The sequence below is a fragment of the Rhizobium sullae genome (genome assembly GCF_900169785.1).
Lineage (GTDB): Bacteria > Pseudomonadota > Alphaproteobacteria > Rhizobiales > Rhizobiaceae > Rhizobium > Rhizobium sullae.
In genome coordinates this window covers 1-14,334 of the sequence record NZ_FWER01000100.1, presented here as the reverse complement: position 1 = coordinate 14,334, position 14,334 = coordinate 1, and the positions used below count along the sequence as shown (strand labels likewise).

At 60.3% G+C, this 14,334-nt stretch carries 10 protein-coding genes and 1 pseudogene; 5 read left to right on the top strand and 6 right to left on the bottom strand.

Features of this window, described 5'->3' with window-relative positions; translation table 11 throughout:
• Positions 1-275: 275 nt before the first annotated feature.
• The 3 genes from rnd (at position 276) to BN1800_RS37950 (ending at position 3,991) form a co-directional block, all read left to right on the top strand.
• Positions 276-1,421, top strand: a complete 1,146-nt coding sequence (gene rnd / locus BN1800_RS37960) for a ribonuclease D (RefSeq protein WP_027508625.1) — start codon at positions 276-278, stop codon at positions 1,419-1,421.
• 92 nt (positions 1,422-1,513) lie between these two features.
• A complete protein-coding gene (locus BN1800_RS37955) occupies positions 1,514-2,578 on the top strand; it encodes an adenylate/guanylate cyclase domain-containing protein (RefSeq protein WP_087005900.1) in 1,065 nt (354 codons plus the stop codon).
• A 54-nt stretch (positions 2,579-2,632) separates the two neighbouring features.
• Complete coding sequence (locus BN1800_RS37950) at positions 2,633-3,991, top strand: esterase-like activity of phytase family protein (protein WP_087005897.1); 1,359 nt, start codon at positions 2,633-2,635, stop codon at positions 3,989-3,991.
• Between the two features lie 106 nt (positions 3,992-4,097).
• On the opposite strand, the gene BN1800_RS37945 is transcribed toward BN1800_RS37950, so the two are convergent.
• From BN1800_RS37945 to BN1800_RS37925, 5 genes are all read right to left on the bottom strand, one after another.
• Positions 4,098-4,976, bottom strand: a complete 879-nt coding sequence (locus BN1800_RS37945; RefSeq protein WP_087005894.1) for an aldo/keto reductase family oxidoreductase — start codon at positions 4,974-4,976, stop codon at positions 4,098-4,100.
• A 179-nt stretch (positions 4,977-5,155) separates the two neighbouring features.
• Positions 5,156-6,679: an exopolyphosphatase gene (gene ppx, locus BN1800_RS37940; protein ID WP_027508622.1), complete on the bottom strand. Its 1,524-nt coding sequence runs from the start codon at positions 6,677-6,679 to the stop codon at positions 5,156-5,158.
• A 12-nt stretch (positions 6,680-6,691) separates the two neighbouring features.
• The gene (locus BN1800_RS37935; RefSeq protein ID WP_027508621.1) at positions 6,692-8,896 is read right to left on the bottom strand and encodes an RNA degradosome polyphosphate kinase; all 2,205 of its coding nucleotides are present in this window, start codon (positions 8,894-8,896) and stop codon (positions 6,692-6,694) included.
• A 66-nt stretch (positions 8,897-8,962) separates the two neighbouring features.
• The gene (gene hdaA, locus BN1800_RS37930) at positions 8,963-9,661 is read right to left on the bottom strand and encodes a DnaA regulatory inactivator HdaA (RefSeq protein WP_087005891.1); all 699 of its coding nucleotides are present in this window, start codon (positions 9,659-9,661) and stop codon (positions 8,963-8,965) included.
• On the bottom strand, positions 9,658-10,779 hold the full coding sequence (locus BN1800_RS37925) for an AI-2E family transporter (RefSeq protein WP_087005888.1): 1,122 nt from the start codon (positions 10,777-10,779) through the stop codon (positions 9,658-9,660). The genes hdaA and BN1800_RS37925 overlap by 4 nt, the downstream gene beginning before the upstream one ends.
• A gap of 240 nt (positions 10,780-11,019) precedes the next feature.
• On the opposite strand from BN1800_RS37925, the pseudogene purM reads away from it, so the two are divergent.
• Positions 11,020-12,167 (top strand): annotated as a pseudogene (purM, locus tag BN1800_RS37920) (phosphoribosylformylglycinamidine cyclo-ligase).
• Entirely contained in the window at positions 12,164-12,826 is a 663-nt protein-coding gene (purN, locus tag BN1800_RS37915) for a phosphoribosylglycinamide formyltransferase (RefSeq protein WP_087005885.1), read from the top strand. The pseudogene purM and the gene purN overlap by 4 nt, the downstream one beginning before the upstream one ends.
• 5 nt (positions 12,827-12,831) lie before the next feature.
• Here the strand turns inward: purN and BN1800_RS37910 are convergent, their stop codons facing one another.
• Entirely contained in the window at positions 12,832-13,995 is a 1,164-nt protein-coding gene (locus BN1800_RS37910) for an alpha-D-ribose 1-methylphosphonate 5-triphosphate diphosphatase (RefSeq protein WP_087005882.1), read from the bottom strand.
• Between the last annotated feature and the right edge of the window lie 339 nt (positions 13,996-14,334).

The following is a 14,334-nucleotide window of genomic DNA, read 5'->3' as shown; positions in this document are numbered from 1 at the left end:
ATGCGCTCTTTCATCGCAGACGACGCTACCGCGTTCACCTTATGTCCGCAAGCCGCCGACGGCGGAATGATGAACGGCTCCCTGATGTTGCCAGGAAGATGCCTTCCCGACCGCGCCTTACCCTCACCCGAAGGAAAAGGTTTGCGGCGCGAGTGTGATCAATCCCGGCGAATAACCCGCCAGCCGTGCCGCCACAGGCGCCTTCAACGTATTGACATATCGAACGTAAAGGAGAAGGAAGGTTAACCGATCTTTTTCCTTGCGAATGAATTGACATGATAGAAACAACCGCCGAATTGGCGGCCGCCTGCAAAGAGCTGGCCAAGTCCGACTTCCTTACAATCGACACTGAATTTCTGCGTGAGACGACATTCTGGCCGGAGCTCTGCCTGATACAGATGGCAAGCCCGACGACGGAAGTCATCATCGATCCGCTTGCCAAGGGCATTGACCTTGCGCCCTTCTTCGAGCTGATGGCCAATCCGAATGTGCTGAAGGTTTTCCATGCGGCGCGCCAGGACATCGAAATCATCTTCCATCGCGGCGGGCTGATCCCGCATCCGATCTTCGACACACAGGTCGCCGCCATGGTCTGCAGCTTCGGCGACAGCGTATCCTACGACCAACTCATCAGCCGGACAAAGGGCGTCCAGATTGACAAATCCTCGCGCTTCACCGACTGGAGCCGGAGACCGCTTTCCGAAAAGCAGCTCGATTATGCGTTGGCGGACGTTACGCATCTGCGCGACGCCTATCTCTATCTCAAGGCCGAGTTGGAGCGCGAAGGCCGCTCGTCCTGGCTTTCCGAGGAGATGGATATTCTCGAATCGCGCGAAACCTACGACATGCATCCGGACGATGCCTGGCAGCGTTTGAAGATGCGGCTGCGCAAACCGCAGGAACTCGCGATCCTCAAATATGTCGCGGCCTGGCGCGAGCGCGAAGCGCGCTCCCGCAATGTGCCGCGTTCGCGCGTATTGAAGGACGATGCGATCTATGAGATTGCCCAGCAGCAACCGAAGGACGCCGAAGCGCTGAGCCGCCTTCGCACGGTTCCAAAGGGCTGGGAGCGTTCGACTGCCGGCACCATGGTTCTCGAAGCTGTCAATACTGCCCTTGCCCTGCCGAAGGCCGACATGCCGCATGTGCCGCGCCAGACGCAGGCGCCGGAAGGTGCTGCAGCCGCGGTCGAACTGCTCAAGGTGCTGCTGAAGCTGATTTCGGAAAAACACGGCGTTGCGCCGAAGGTCATCGCCAACAGCGAAGATCTCGACAAGATCGCGGCGGAAGGCGAAAAGGCGGAGGTCGCAGCACTCAACGGCTGGCGGCGCGAACTGTTCGGCACGCCCGCGCTGCAGCTCATCAAGGGCGAGATTGCGCTTCGCTTCGCCGGCAAGAAAGTCGATACCGTTTCGCTTTGACGGCCGGCGCTCTTCCGTCGACTGGCAAAATCGCTTGACCGAGGCGCCTTGCGTGGAAGAATGCGCACGGGCGCCAACACAGGTCGGACATCATGAAAGAGATTTCTCCAGCGCAAAACTGGCTTCTCTTAACGGCCGTGATGGCTGCGAGCGGCATCGCCTATGGCATGGTCGCCTATCCCGGGGAACCGCTCATCATCAGCGCGGTCTTCGCGATCTGCATCGGCATGCCGATTTTGGCCTTCGAGCGGAGAGCCTTCCTGCGCCCACTCTACCGGCGGCTCCAGAAACTTCCGACGGCGGCGTTCATCATTTCAGCTTTGCTGATCTACGAAACGCTCATGAACATCGGCTATGCGCTGGCCGCCTTGCTGCTTTCGGCCGTCGGGCTGATCAAGCCCGAGTCGATCATGAACATCCTGGTAATGCCGTTCAATGTCTTCATGTATGCGCTGGGCGTCTGCGCCATCATCATCTTCGTGCTGCGCGTGCGCGAACTGCTCGGGCGCGACGTTTTTCTCAGCATGTTTTCCGGCCGCTACCGGAACCCCGTCCAGGAGGAACGCATCTTCCTCTTCATTGACCTCGTCGATTCGACCCCTTTTGCCGAGAGACATGGCGATCTTCGAGCACAGCAATTGCTGAATTCTCTGTTTGCCGCCTTTGCCGAACCGGTGCGGCGGAACATGGGGATGATCGACGATTATGTCGGCGATTCCGCCATCATTACCTGGCCGCTCGCGCGCGGGCTGAAGGACGGCCGCTGTGTTCGCTGCGTCTTCGACATCCTGAACGATATCGAAGCCGATGCGGAAAGTTGGCTGAAACAATATGGACAGGTGCCCCGCCTGCGCGCAGCACTTCACGGCGGCTTCGTCATCACAGCGGAAATCGGCGTTGATCACCACAAGATCACCTATTTCGGCGACACGGTGAATACGACCTCCAGGCTTGAATCCCTCTGCAAGTCGCTGAACCGGCCGGTGCTGATCTCGAGCGAGCTTGCCCAACGCCTGACGCTGCCTGAAACGATCAGTGCGCAGGACCTTGGCGTTCATGCGCTCAAGGGCCGGGGCCAGGGGCTGGGCGTCATGGCGCTGGCGCAAGCCCTGCCCGCGTCGGCAGCGTCACCAAAGCTTCATTCAACCTTCAATTAGACGCCATCAATGGCCTGCTAAGCGAAACCGCCATTTCATTTTCTGGAGGTTTCCATGAAGGCTTCGCTTTTCACTTCCGTCTCCCTTTTCTTCCTCATTGCCGCCTCCCCTTCCGCCGGTGAGCAGGCTTTTCCGGCCAAGCTCGCCGGCCAGGCAATCCTGCCTGCCAACACGCTGGTTCCGGCGCCTGCGGACGCGCCAGAATTCCTCAAGCACTCCGGCAAGTTCACAACGCCGGACCGTAAGCGCACCGAGACGCTCGGCACCGTTCCGGGCAAGGACGGCCAGCGCGTCACCGACATCAAGCTACCGCTCGACGGCCAGCCTATCCAGGGCTTCTCCGGTATCAAGACGATGGAAGACGGCACATTCTGGACGCTTTCCGACAACGGCTTCGGTTCCAAGGCCAACTCCAGCGACGCCATGCTCTTCCTGCACCAGATGAAATTCGATTGGGAGAACGGCAAGGCCGACGTCGTCAGGAACCTCTTCCTCTCCGATCCGAACAAGATTGCACCCTTCCCGATCACCCTCGAAGGCGCCGAGAAGCGCTATCTGACCGGCGCGGATTTCGACATCGAATCCATCCAGCCGGTCGCCGACGGCTTCTGGCTCGGCGACGAATTCGGTCCCTATCTTTTGAAGGTCGATGGCGAAGGCCGGTTGACCGATGTGATCGCCACCACGGTCGACGGCAAGCCAGTGACGTCACCGGACAATGCGCTGCTCTCGGTCCCTGCAAACCCGGCCGCAAAGATGCCAGCCTTCAATCTAAAGCGCTCCGGCGGCTTCGAAGGCCTTGCCATGTCGAAGGACGGGACGAAGCTTTACGGCCTTCTGGAAGGCGCGCTCTACCAGGATGACGGCAAGATGGAATCGGTCGACGGCCACACCGCCATCCGCATCGTCGAGTTCGACGTCGCCTCCAAGAACTGGACGGGCCGCAGCTGGTTCTATCCATTCGAAGACAAGGGTGCCGCGATCGGCGACTTCAACATGCTGGACGACACGACAGCCCTCGTCATCGAGCGCGACAACGGCGCTGGCACGAAGGACAAGGCCTGCCCCGATCCCAAGCAACCGAAGCCGGACTGCTTCCAAGCTCCGGCGGAATTCAAGCGCATCTACAAGATCGAATTCAACGAGGCGAATGCCGGCAAGGCCGTGCGCAAAATCGGCTACGTCGACCTGATGCGCATCGAGGACCCGAACAACAAGAAGAAACAGGGCGGTGGCGAAGGCTTCTACGATATGCCCTTCGTAACGATCGAGAACGTCGACCGCGTCGATGCCACGCATATCGTCGTCAGCAACGACAACAACCTCCCCTTCTCCGCCGGCCGCGCCGTCGACAAGGCAGACGACAACGAGTTCAGCCTACTGGAAGTGGGTGGTTTCCTGAACGCGAAGTAAATCGAATCCTGAACGACAATGGGCGCCCGGTAAAAGCCGGGCGCTTTTTTGCTTATGATGCGAGTGACGCCCGCAATACGCCGAATTCACCTTGGGATCTATGAGACTAAGCAGCCTTAGCCGATGCTATGCCGTCGAGTTTTTTTAAGGCATCGGCCGGCAAGACGAGGTCGGCGACAGCCAGATTTTCCCTGAGGTGGATGCGTGATGAGGTACCAGGGATAAGCAGGATGTTCGGCGCGCGTTGCAATAGCCAAGCAAGAGCAACCTGCATCGGCGTTGCGCCAAGGCGCGTTGCAACATCCGAAAGCGTGGATGACTGTAATGGCGAAAAGCCGCCGAGCGGGAAGAATGGCACGTAGGCGGTGCCCTCCGCCGCGAGCTGGTCGATCAACGGATCATCCTCGCGATGGACAAGGTTGTACTGGTTCTGAACACAGACGATGCTCGTGATCTTTCGCCCGTCGGCAACTTGTTTGGCGGTTACGTTGGACAGGCCAATGTGCTTGACAAGGCCTTGTCGCTGAAGATCGGCGAGAACGGTCAGCGGTTCCTCAAGGGATCCTTCCGCCGGACCGTGAGCATCGAACATGGCACGCAGATTGACCACCTCGATCACATCGAGGCCGAGATTGTTCAGGTTATCATGGATCGCCTGCGTCAGCGCTTCTTTTGAGAAGGCCGGATTCCAGGACGCATCCGCGCCTCGCGCTGCCCCTATTTTGGTGACGATCGCAAGATCGTTCTTGTATGGGTGCAACGCCTCCTTGATGATCTGGTTGGTGACATGCGGACCGTAGAAATCGCTCGTGCCGATATGGTTGACGCCACTTTCGGCTGCTTCGCGCAACACGGCTATTGCCTCCGCGCGATTTTTCGGCGGACCGAAGACGCCCTTTCCAGCAAGTTGCATGGCACCGTACCCGAGCCGCTTCACGATGCGGTCACCAAGGGTGAATGTGCCCGACTTTTCGAGATTGAACATGATCTACCTCCGTTCCAAGACAGACTAGAGATAGACCAGGCTGGTTCTCGCGATAACTGGATACAATCCGCACGGGCTGTTCGAATTTTCGGACAATGGAAGCATCGGGCAAGGAGCAGGCGGCATGATGACTGCTGCCGATGCCCGGCCGTCGTCGCCCGCACCATACAGCAACGCCTCTATTCGAAAACGAAGGCTAGGCGCTTATTGGTCAGTTTCGAGAGCTGCTGCAGGCGACCGTCGAGGCGTTCTCCGGCGAAGTCATGATATTCCGACGGCACGACGAATTCGAGGTCGATGTCCGGATTGGAGGACTTGCGGAACGTCAGGTTCTTCACCAGTCCCGGCATGGAGGCCGAGAAGAGATAGACGACACGCAGCATGCCGCCGAGAAGCTTGGCGCGCTCGACATATTGCGGGCCGGCGATTGCGGCAAGCGGTGCCGTCGAGCCGTCGTCGTGCAGGCCTTCGAAGCGGTAGTAATTGGCGAGCGCGATGAAGGCCCGGCCGGGGTGGCTAATGCCGACGAAGGAGGAATGGGCAATCAGGTTCAGCGCCTGCAGGCCGCGATAGTCTGGATGCGCACGCCAGCTGATGTCGGCGAGCAGGCACGCCGCCTGGCGGTAGCGCGCCTCCTCTTCCGTTTCAGTGATGCCGAAATACGGCATCATATAACCGGTCCATTCCGCAAGCTCGCGCGCATGCTCGGGAGAACGGGCGCGCAGGATCGCAAGCTCACCGGCCGCCGAAAGCAGCGGATCGGCGCGGCGCTCGCCGTCGGATAACAGCGAATAGAGATAGCCTTCGCGGACGCCCTGAGCGGAGAAGGAAATGACGGCGGGCTTCATTGCGCTCAACACTTCCTGCATCGCAACGGCACCGAAGGGCAGCAGCGCGCGGCGATGCTTCGAGACCGCCTGGAACGCCGGATCCTTCGACTCCCTGGCAATTTCCACCTGGTCGAGAAACTGCATCATCGCCTCGAGCGAGACCTCGTAGCCCTGCATCATGTGAAGCGGATACTGGGTGAGTTCCATGTGCAGCTTGGCGACGTTACGCCAAGTGCCGCCAACCGCGTAAAAGGTTCGCCCTGCACCCTTTTCCAGGATTTTCGTAGCGCTTCGAACGTGCTTGCGCGCGAACGTGCGGGCCCTCGCAAGAGACCCCCCAGCATATTCCGAAAGGCGCAAGCCGCCGAGCGGCAGGGTGATCCCCTTACCAATCTCGCGTTCCTTGATGTCGATGAGTTCCAGCGACCCGCCACCGAGGTCGCCGGCAATACCATCCGGATGGAAAAAGCCGCTGATGATGCCGAGCGCGGAAAACTTCGCCTCCTCCTCGCCAGAAAGCACGCGGACCTTCCGCTGGAGGATCGTCTCGGCCTTGTGGATGAAATCGGGCCCGTTGGAGGCTTCGCGCGCCGCAGCCGTCGCCAGAACATACATGGTCGCAGCGCGCGCCTGGTCCGACAAAGCCTTGAAGCGATGCAGGGCGGCCAGCGCGCGGGCGACGCTTTCCTCATCCATCCTGCCGGTCAGCGCAATGCCCTTACCGAGGCCGCAGAGCACCTTTTCGTTAAAAAGGATTGCCGGCGATCGGGACATGCCTTCGTAGATGACCACGCGGATCGAATTCGACCCGATATCGACGACGGAGACCGGGGCAATCCCTGGCAGGCGCCCCTGGGCTTCTGATTCAACCATGCAGGTCCAGTTTTATCTCTTGGTCCGGCCGGAAAGCAGGCCGGCAATCAGCTTTGGCGCGCTGGATTTCAGGGCTTCACCGCGGCCGGAGAGGCTAGGGTTGGTCATGAAATACTGCTGCGCATTGAACGGCTCTTCGCCTTTGCGCACTTCCATGCGCCGAGACGTGCCGTCGGGCAATATCTCGTAGCTCTGCTGATTGTCAATGATATTGCCCAGCATGATCTGGGACAAAACCTGCTCGTGCACAGTCGGATTGGTGAGCGGCACAAGCGTTTCGACACGGCGGTCGAGATTTCTGGGCATCATGTCGGCCGAGCCGATATAGACGAGCGCCTTGTCGGAAGGAAGCCCGTGGCCATTGCCGAAGCAGAAGATGCGGCTGTGCTCCAGGAAGCGCCCGACAATCGACTTGACGCGAATATTGTCGGAGAGACCCGGCACCTGCGGGCGCAAGCAGCAGATGCCGCGAATGACAAGATCGATGTCCACGCCGGCCCGGCTTGCCGTATAGAGCGCATCGATGATTTCCGGGTCGACGAGCGAGTTCATCTTCATCCAGATCGCTGCCGGCGCGCCGCTCTTGGCGTGTTTGATCTCCTCATCGATATGACGGAGGATGCGCGAGCGCAACGTGTAAGGCGAGACGGCGAGCTTCATGCTCTGCTCCGGTTCGCCATAGCCGGTGATGAAGTTGAAAATGTTCGCCATGTCATGAGCGATCACCGGATTGCAGGTGAAGAACGACAGGTCGGTGTAAATCTTCGCGGTGATCGGATGGTAATTGCCAGTGCCGAGATGGCAGTAGCTGCGGAGCCTGCCTTCCTCGCGGCGAACGACGAGCGACATTTTGGAGTGCGTCTTCAACTCGATGAAGCCGAAAACCACCTGAACGCCGGCGCGCTCGAGGTCGCGTGCCCAGCGGATGTTCGCCTCTTCGTCGAAGCGGGCCTTGAGCTCGACCAGAGCGGTCACCGACTTGCCCGCTTCGGCAGCATCGATGAGAGCGCGGACGATGGGGCTGTCATTTGAGGTGCGGTAAAGCGTCTGCTTTATCGCCAGAACGTCAGGATCGTGCGCAGCCTGCAGAAGAAATTGGACGACCACGTCGAAGGATTCGTAAGGATGGTGGACCACCATGTCCTTTTCGCGGATGGCGGCGAAGCAGTCTCCGGCATGTTCGCGAACGCGTTCGGGAAATCGCGCATTGTAGGGCTGAAATCGAAGATCGTCGCGCGGCGCCTTGGTGATCTCGGAGAGCGTGTTGAGCGCCAGCAGGCCCGGCAGAACCGCGACGCGATTATCCGGAACGTTCAGCGCCTGCACGACGAATTGGCGGAGCGAGGCAGGCATCTCGGAATCCGTCTCGATGCGGATCACCTTGCCGCGGCGGCGGCGCTTCAGCGCGGTTTCAAAGAAGCGAACGAGGTCTTCGGCCTCTTCCTCCACTTCGATATCGCTGTCGCGGATGAGACGGAACGTACCGGAACCCTGCACCTCATAGCCTGGATAAAGCCGATGGATGAAGATGTTCGCGACATCCTCTAGCGTGATGTAGCGGATTGTTGCGCCGTCATCCGGCAGGCGCACGAAGCGGTCCAACGCCGGCGGCAGGCGCAGCAGCGCTGTCATCGGCTCGCGGCCATGCTTGCTGGTGAGCTGCAGGCCGATCGAAAAGCCGAGGTTCGGAATGAAGGGGAACGGATGGGCCGGGTCGATCGACAGCGGCGTCAACACTGGAAAGATCGCCTGCTCGAACTCTGCCGCCAGCCACTGCCGGTCGGCGTCGCTGAGGGCGCCGGGGCGCACGATAAGAATATCTTCCTTGGCGAGATATTGCTGGAGGACGGCGAGCGAGGCCTGCTGCTCCATCTGCAGATTGTCAATCTCCCGCAGGATGGCATCGAGCTGTTCGGCGGGCGTCTTGCCGTCCGGCGTGCGGATTACGATGTTCTGGCGCACCTGGCCTTCGAGGCCTGCAACGCGCACCATGAAGAACTCGTCAAGGTTGGCGGCGGAAATCGACAGGAAACGCACACGCTCAAGCAGCGGGTGCTCGGTATTCAGCGTTTCCTCGAGAACGCGGCGGTTGAATTGCAGCCAGGAGAATTCGCGGTTGATGAAGCGTTCGGGACTTGCAAGGAGATCCTCAAGCGGCGAGACACGGGCCGGTGTTGTCGGAATGACTTCCTGATGCTCTAGCGCTGCATTGTCCATGGTCCCGATCACCCCGTTTTCCTCGCCCCTGCGCAGTATATCAGTTTCACGACGGAACTGTGACAGTCAATCAAGGGGCGCCGAATTACACAATTCATTCAATACTTCGGCGGCTAGAGACCGGGTGATCTTCGTGCCCCGCGCAAGGGCCAGGCGGTCGAGCCGTTCGACGATCGTCTGGGCCGCGTTGAGCGACCGCTCCATCCGGTTCACGATATAAAGCACGAGTTTGTCATCTATATTAAGCTGCCGGTCGGAGAAGAGCTTGACGATGACCTGCGACAGGAGTTCCTCGTCCGGCTCGCCGATTTCGACAACGGTCGCCGCCTTGAGCCTCGAGCGCAGATCGGGAAGCTCCACCGGCCACGACATCGGCCACAGGCGGCTCGTCATCAACAGGCTGTTGCCGTTTTCGCGCACGCTGTTGATGACGTGAAAGAGCTCGGTGTCGTCGAAGCCGTGACGATCGACATCCTCGAAAAGCACTGGCCCGTTTGCCGCAGCGACGGCAGCATCCGATCCCCTCTTGGGATGGATGCCGACGGCACCGGTATGTTCTTTCCAGATACTTGCGAGATGCGACTTTCCGGAACCAACAGGGCCGGCCAGAATGACGACTGGCGACGGCCATTGCGGCCAGGCGTCGATGATGGTCACGGCGGCGCTCAGCCGGTCGGAGACCAGCAGATCGTCACGGCCGTTTGCCGCATCATGGGAAAAGACCAGCGGGAGCTGTTCCCCCGCCTTGCGCTTCACGTCGTTCATTTGGAATCGGCTTTTGTCTTCCGGGTGTCGGCAAGTTGCGAACGGCCCGCGTAAAGATCGCTTTGAAGGTAGCGCGAGAGCGCAAACCGGACAAGGACACCGACGACGGCGGCGGCCGGAACGGCAACGAGCAGGCCGACGAAGCCGAAGAGCGCGCCGAATGCAAAGAGCGCAAACATCAACCAGACCGGGTGAAGTCCGACGCTATGGCCGACGAGTTTCGGCTGCAGGATATTGCCTTCCAGGAACTGGCCGCTAAAAAAGACAACGAGGACCGCGCCGACCCAGAGATAATCCGGCCAGAATTGAACGAGCGCAACGCCGACCGCAAGGACCAGCCCGACGAGCGAGCCGACATAGGGGATGAAGCTGATCATGCCGGCGAAGAGGCCGATGAGCAGGCCGAAGTTCAAGCCGACGAGCGAAAGGCCGACGGCGTAGAAGATCCCGAGGATCAGGCAGAGGGAGCCCTGCCCGCGGATGAAGCCGGCGATCGCCTGATCGATCTCGCCGGCGATCTGGCGAACGTCGCTGACATAGTCGCGCGGGATCCACTGATCAACCTTGGAAACCATGCGGTCCCAATCGAGCAGGATGTAGAAGGCAACGACCGGCGTCACGACCAGCAGCGAGATGAGGTCGACGATCGCCTTGCCGGAATTCCAGATCTGGCCGAAGAGACCGGTCAGGAAGCCCATGCCTTCCGACAATATGCCGGAGAAATTGTCCTTGATCGTACCGAGCTGACTCCTGATCCAGCCGGGCAGCAGCGAGTCCTGTAAGTTGGTGATGAAGGCCTGCAATTGGCCGATATAGCCGGGCAGGCGCTGGGCGAAATCGTTGAACTGATTGATCAGGACCGGAATGAGGATCATCAGCGCCAGCGCGAAGACGATGACGAAGGCGACCAGGATGACGATCGTCGCCATCAGGCGGCTGAGCCCCAGACGCTGTAGACGGTCGGCCACGGGATCGAGGAAATAAGCGATCGCCATGCCGGCGACGAAGGGCAGCAGGATCGAGCTGAAGATGTAGAGAAAGACGATGAAGAAGACGAGCACGCCCAGCCAGAAGTAGACCTGTCGTTTGAGACTTGCGCCGCTGACCTGATGTGGCATCGCTTTCCCCGTTCGTCCGCTCGTGACGCAATCGTTTCGCGCCGCTACTCGAAGCACATAGGATGCAGGCCGGAATATGGTCAAGTCTGCGGCGGAAAATCCAACTCTCCTGTATGGAAAGAGCGGGAAATTGGGGCTTTTCTCCATGCGCCGCCTTGCATAAAGCGCACTCTCATGCAATTGCGACCCGCATGTGACAGCGGTTTATTTACCGCCCCCGAACCTGCATCGGAGATCAGCATGAGCCAGTCTGGAAAAAACGGCCTGACCTATAGCGACGCAGGCGTCGATATCGATGCCGGCAATCTTCTGGTTGAGAAGATCAAGCCTGCCGTACGCTCGACGCGCCGGCCCGGCGCCGACGGCGAAATCGGCGGCTTCGGCGGCCTGTTCGACCTGAAGGCTGCCGGCTTTACCGATCCGGTTCTCGTTGCCGCCAATGATGGCGTCGGCACCAAGCTGAAGATCGCGATCGACGCGGACTACCACGAAACGGTCGGCATCGACCTTGTCGCCATGTGCGTCAACGACCTCGTCGTCCAAGGCGCTGAACCGCTTTTCTTCCTCGATTATTTCGCGACTGGCAAGCTCGACCCGGACCAGGGTGCGGCGATCGTCGGCGGCATTGCGGCCGGCTGCCGTGAGGCGGGCTGCGCGCTGATCGGCGGCGAGACGGCGGAAATGCCTGGCATGTATTCTTCCGGCGATTACGATCTCGCAGGCTTTGCGGTCGGCGCTGCTGAGCGCGGTCAGCTTCTTCCTTCTGGCGATATCGCCGAGGGCGATATCATCCTCGGCCTTGCTTCCTCCGGCGTCCACTCGAACGGCTTTTCGCTGGTACGTAAGATCGTCGAGCTTTCGGGTCTCGGCTGGGATGCGCCCNCGGCGTCCACTCGAACGGCTTTTCGCTGGTACGTAAGATCGTCGAGCTTTCGGGTCTCGGCTGGGATGCGCCCGCACCTTTCGCCGAAGGCAAGGCGCTCGGCGAGGAGCTGCTGACGCCGACCCGTATCTATGTAAAGCCGCTTCTGAAGGCGATCCGCGAAACCGGTGCCATCAAGGCGCTGGCGCACATCACTGGCGGCGGATTTCCCGAGAACATTCCGCGCGTGCTGCCGAAGCATCTCGCCGCCGAGATCGATCTTGCCGCCGTCAAGGTTCCGCCGGTGTTCTCCTGGCTTGCCAAAACGGGCGGCGTCGAGGCGACGGAAATGCTCCGGACCTTCAATTGTGGCATCGGCATGATCGCCGTTGTCTCGGCTGAAAATGCCGCTGCAGCGACCGCCGCCCTGGAATCGGAAGGCGAAAAGATCATCACGCTCGGCCGCATGATCGCCCGCGCAGAAGGTTCTCCGGGGACCATTTACAAGGGCACGCTCGCTCTATGACCATGCCGCGCAAACGCGTCGTCGTCTTCATTTCCGGCGGCGGTTCCAACATGATGGCGCTCGTTGCGGCAGCGAAAGCTCCGGACTTTCCCGCTGAGATTGTCGGCGTGATTTCCGACAAGGCGGATGCTGGTGGCCTTGAGAAGGCCGCTGCGGAAGGCATTTCCACGTTTGCTTTCGTCCGCAAGGACTATACCAGCAAGGAGGCCCACGAGGCGGCGATCTTCGAAGCGCTCGACCGGCTTTCGCCGGATATCCTCTGCCTTGCGGGCTACATGCGGCTTCTGAGCGCGACATTCATCCAGCGTTACGAAGGCCGGATGATTAATATCCACCCTTCTCTGCTGCCGCTTTTTCCGGGGCTGCACACGCATCAACGCGCCATCGACGCCGGCATGCGGATCACAGGCTGCACCGTGCATTTCGTCACCGAAGGCATGGACGAAGGTCCGGCGATCGGACAGGCCGCAGTGCCCATGCTTTCCGGCGATACAGCCGATACGCTCGCCGCGCGCGTCCTCACGGTCGAGCATCAGCTCTATCCGCAGGCGCTGCGGCTCTTTGCCGAAGGCAAGGTGAGGATGGAAGGCGGCAAGGCGGTTGGCACGGGTGTGTCCGCTCAGCCGAACTCCAATCACATCATCTCCCTGATCGCCTGACTGCCTCAGGCAGCGAGCGCCCGAAGCTGATGCAAGGTGCCGTCGCTGTAGACGAAACGTCCGCCGCGGAACGTGGCGCGGATGCGGTGCACGTCGCCCGGCTCAACGACAACCAGATCTGCACGTTGGCTGACGGCGATCTCGCCGCGGTCTGTCAGACCCGCGGAACGAGCAGCGTTCTTGGTCGCCATGGCGACTGCGACCGGCATTGCGCTTTGCTCGGCGATCTTGAAGATGCCCGGTACGAAAGCCGCCGGGTGATAATCGGCGGCAATCACCGTCAATAGCCCGGCCTTGGCGGCATCAAGGGCGCTGAGATTGCCGGACATGGACTTGCCGCGAAGCGCGTTCGGCGCGCCCATGAGCGTCCAGAGCCCGCGGCGACGCGCCTCCTCGGCAGCGGGCAGCGTGACTGGAAATTCGCTGATCGTCACGCCGAGATCATGCATCTCGGCCACCTTTTCGGCACTGTCGTCATCGTGGGAGGCAAGCGATAGCTTCCGCTTCAGTGAGAGGGCGACAATCTCCTTCAGCTTTGCCTCGATCTCGGGATTGCTTCGCATGGCAATGCGCTTGGCAACCATTTCCGCCGCCATTTCCTCCGAAATTGCCCGCCGCTCGGCGATGCTCAATACGTAGCTCTGGATATTGTTGTACTGTCCTTGGCCCGGCGTATGGTCGGTTAGCGACACCATGTCGATATGACCGGCTTCAAGCAGCTTTTGGAGCTCAGGAGCGGCACCCACATTGGTGATCTCGTAGCGGGCATGGACGCGATGGTCGATCAGCAGATTGTGCTTGAGCCGGTTGATTCCCTCGATGACAGCGCCGGTGGTCTCCAGGGAGCGGACATGGCCGTAAACGCTCTCGGTCGCGAAGGAAATCGCCGCAAAAGCCGTCGTCACGCCTGCGGCCGCGAGCTTTTTGTCAAGCTCGTGGATGCCGAAATCGATCGGCATCGTAGCGTTCGGCCGCGGTGCGATCTCGCGCTCGATCATGTCGCCATGCAGATCGACGAACCCCGGCATCAGCAGCCGCCCGCCGCCGTCGATCGCAGCGTTGGCGACCGGCTCAGGCCTTATCTCGGCGATCACGCCGTCCTCGATCCTGATCGAGCCTTGGCCCACCACCTCTTCGGGAAGAACGAGCGTGAAATTGCTGAGCCACATGACTTTTCTCCTTCGGCAACGACGATCGGCAAACAGCAGCGGATAGGCCTGCTTCGTGACAGCTGGATGAATGGGGCTCGATAGCCTGCCAATCCGAATCATAGCCGACAGCGATCACGTTACGATCTTTCGGCCTTCTCGCGCCAACCAGTTATCGGCATACGATGCAGCATATCTTGCGCTCGCGATGTCCCAAGGCACATCAGCTGCGATCCTCGATGCGAAGCTGATCGGTGCTGCGGTCGCAGAAAAAGTCCCGCCGACTCCCCGGCCTGAAGGCCGGAGCTTCTGGTCTTGATCAGGCCGCTTGCGCGACCTGACTGCTACCGTCTTCTTCCT

What these genes read in the sequence shown, in the direction of transcription:
- rnd (WP_027508625.1), top strand. Translation starts at nt 276, where the DNA reads ATGATAGAAACAACCGCCGAATTGGCGGCCGCCTGCAAAGAGCTGGCC.
- BN1800_RS37955 (WP_087005900.1), top strand. Translation starts at nt 1,514, where the DNA reads ATGAAAGAGATTTCTCCAGCGCAAAACTGGCTTCTCTTAACGGCCGTG.
- BN1800_RS37950 (WP_087005897.1), top strand. Translation starts at nt 2,633, where the DNA reads ATGAAGGCTTCGCTTTTCACTTCCGTCTCCCTTTTCTTCCTCATTGCC.
- BN1800_RS37945 (WP_087005894.1), bottom strand. Translation starts at nt 4,976, where the DNA reads ATGTTCAATCTCGAAAAGTCGGGCACATTCACCCTTGGTGACCGCATC.
- ppx (WP_027508622.1), bottom strand. Translation starts at nt 6,679, where the DNA reads ATGGTTGAATCAGAAGCCCAGGGGCGCCTGCCAGGGATTGCCCCGGTC.
- BN1800_RS37935 (WP_027508621.1), bottom strand. Translation starts at nt 8,896, where the DNA reads ATGGACAATGCAGCGCTAGAGCATCAGGAAGTCATTCCGACAACACCG.
- hdaA (WP_087005891.1), bottom strand. Translation starts at nt 9,661, where the DNA reads ATGAACGACGTGAAGCGCAAGGCGGGGGAACAGCTCCCGCTGGTCTTT.
- BN1800_RS37925 (WP_087005888.1), bottom strand. Translation starts at nt 10,779, where the DNA reads ATGCCACATCAGGTCAGCGGCGCAAGTCTCAAACGACAGGTCTACTTC.
- purN (WP_087005885.1), top strand. Translation starts at nt 12,164, where the DNA reads ATGACCATGCCGCGCAAACGCGTCGTCGTCTTCATTTCCGGCGGCGGT.
- BN1800_RS37910 (WP_087005882.1), bottom strand. Translation starts at nt 13,995, where the DNA reads ATGTGGCTCAGCAATTTCACGCTCGTTCTTCCCGAAGAGGTGGTGGGC.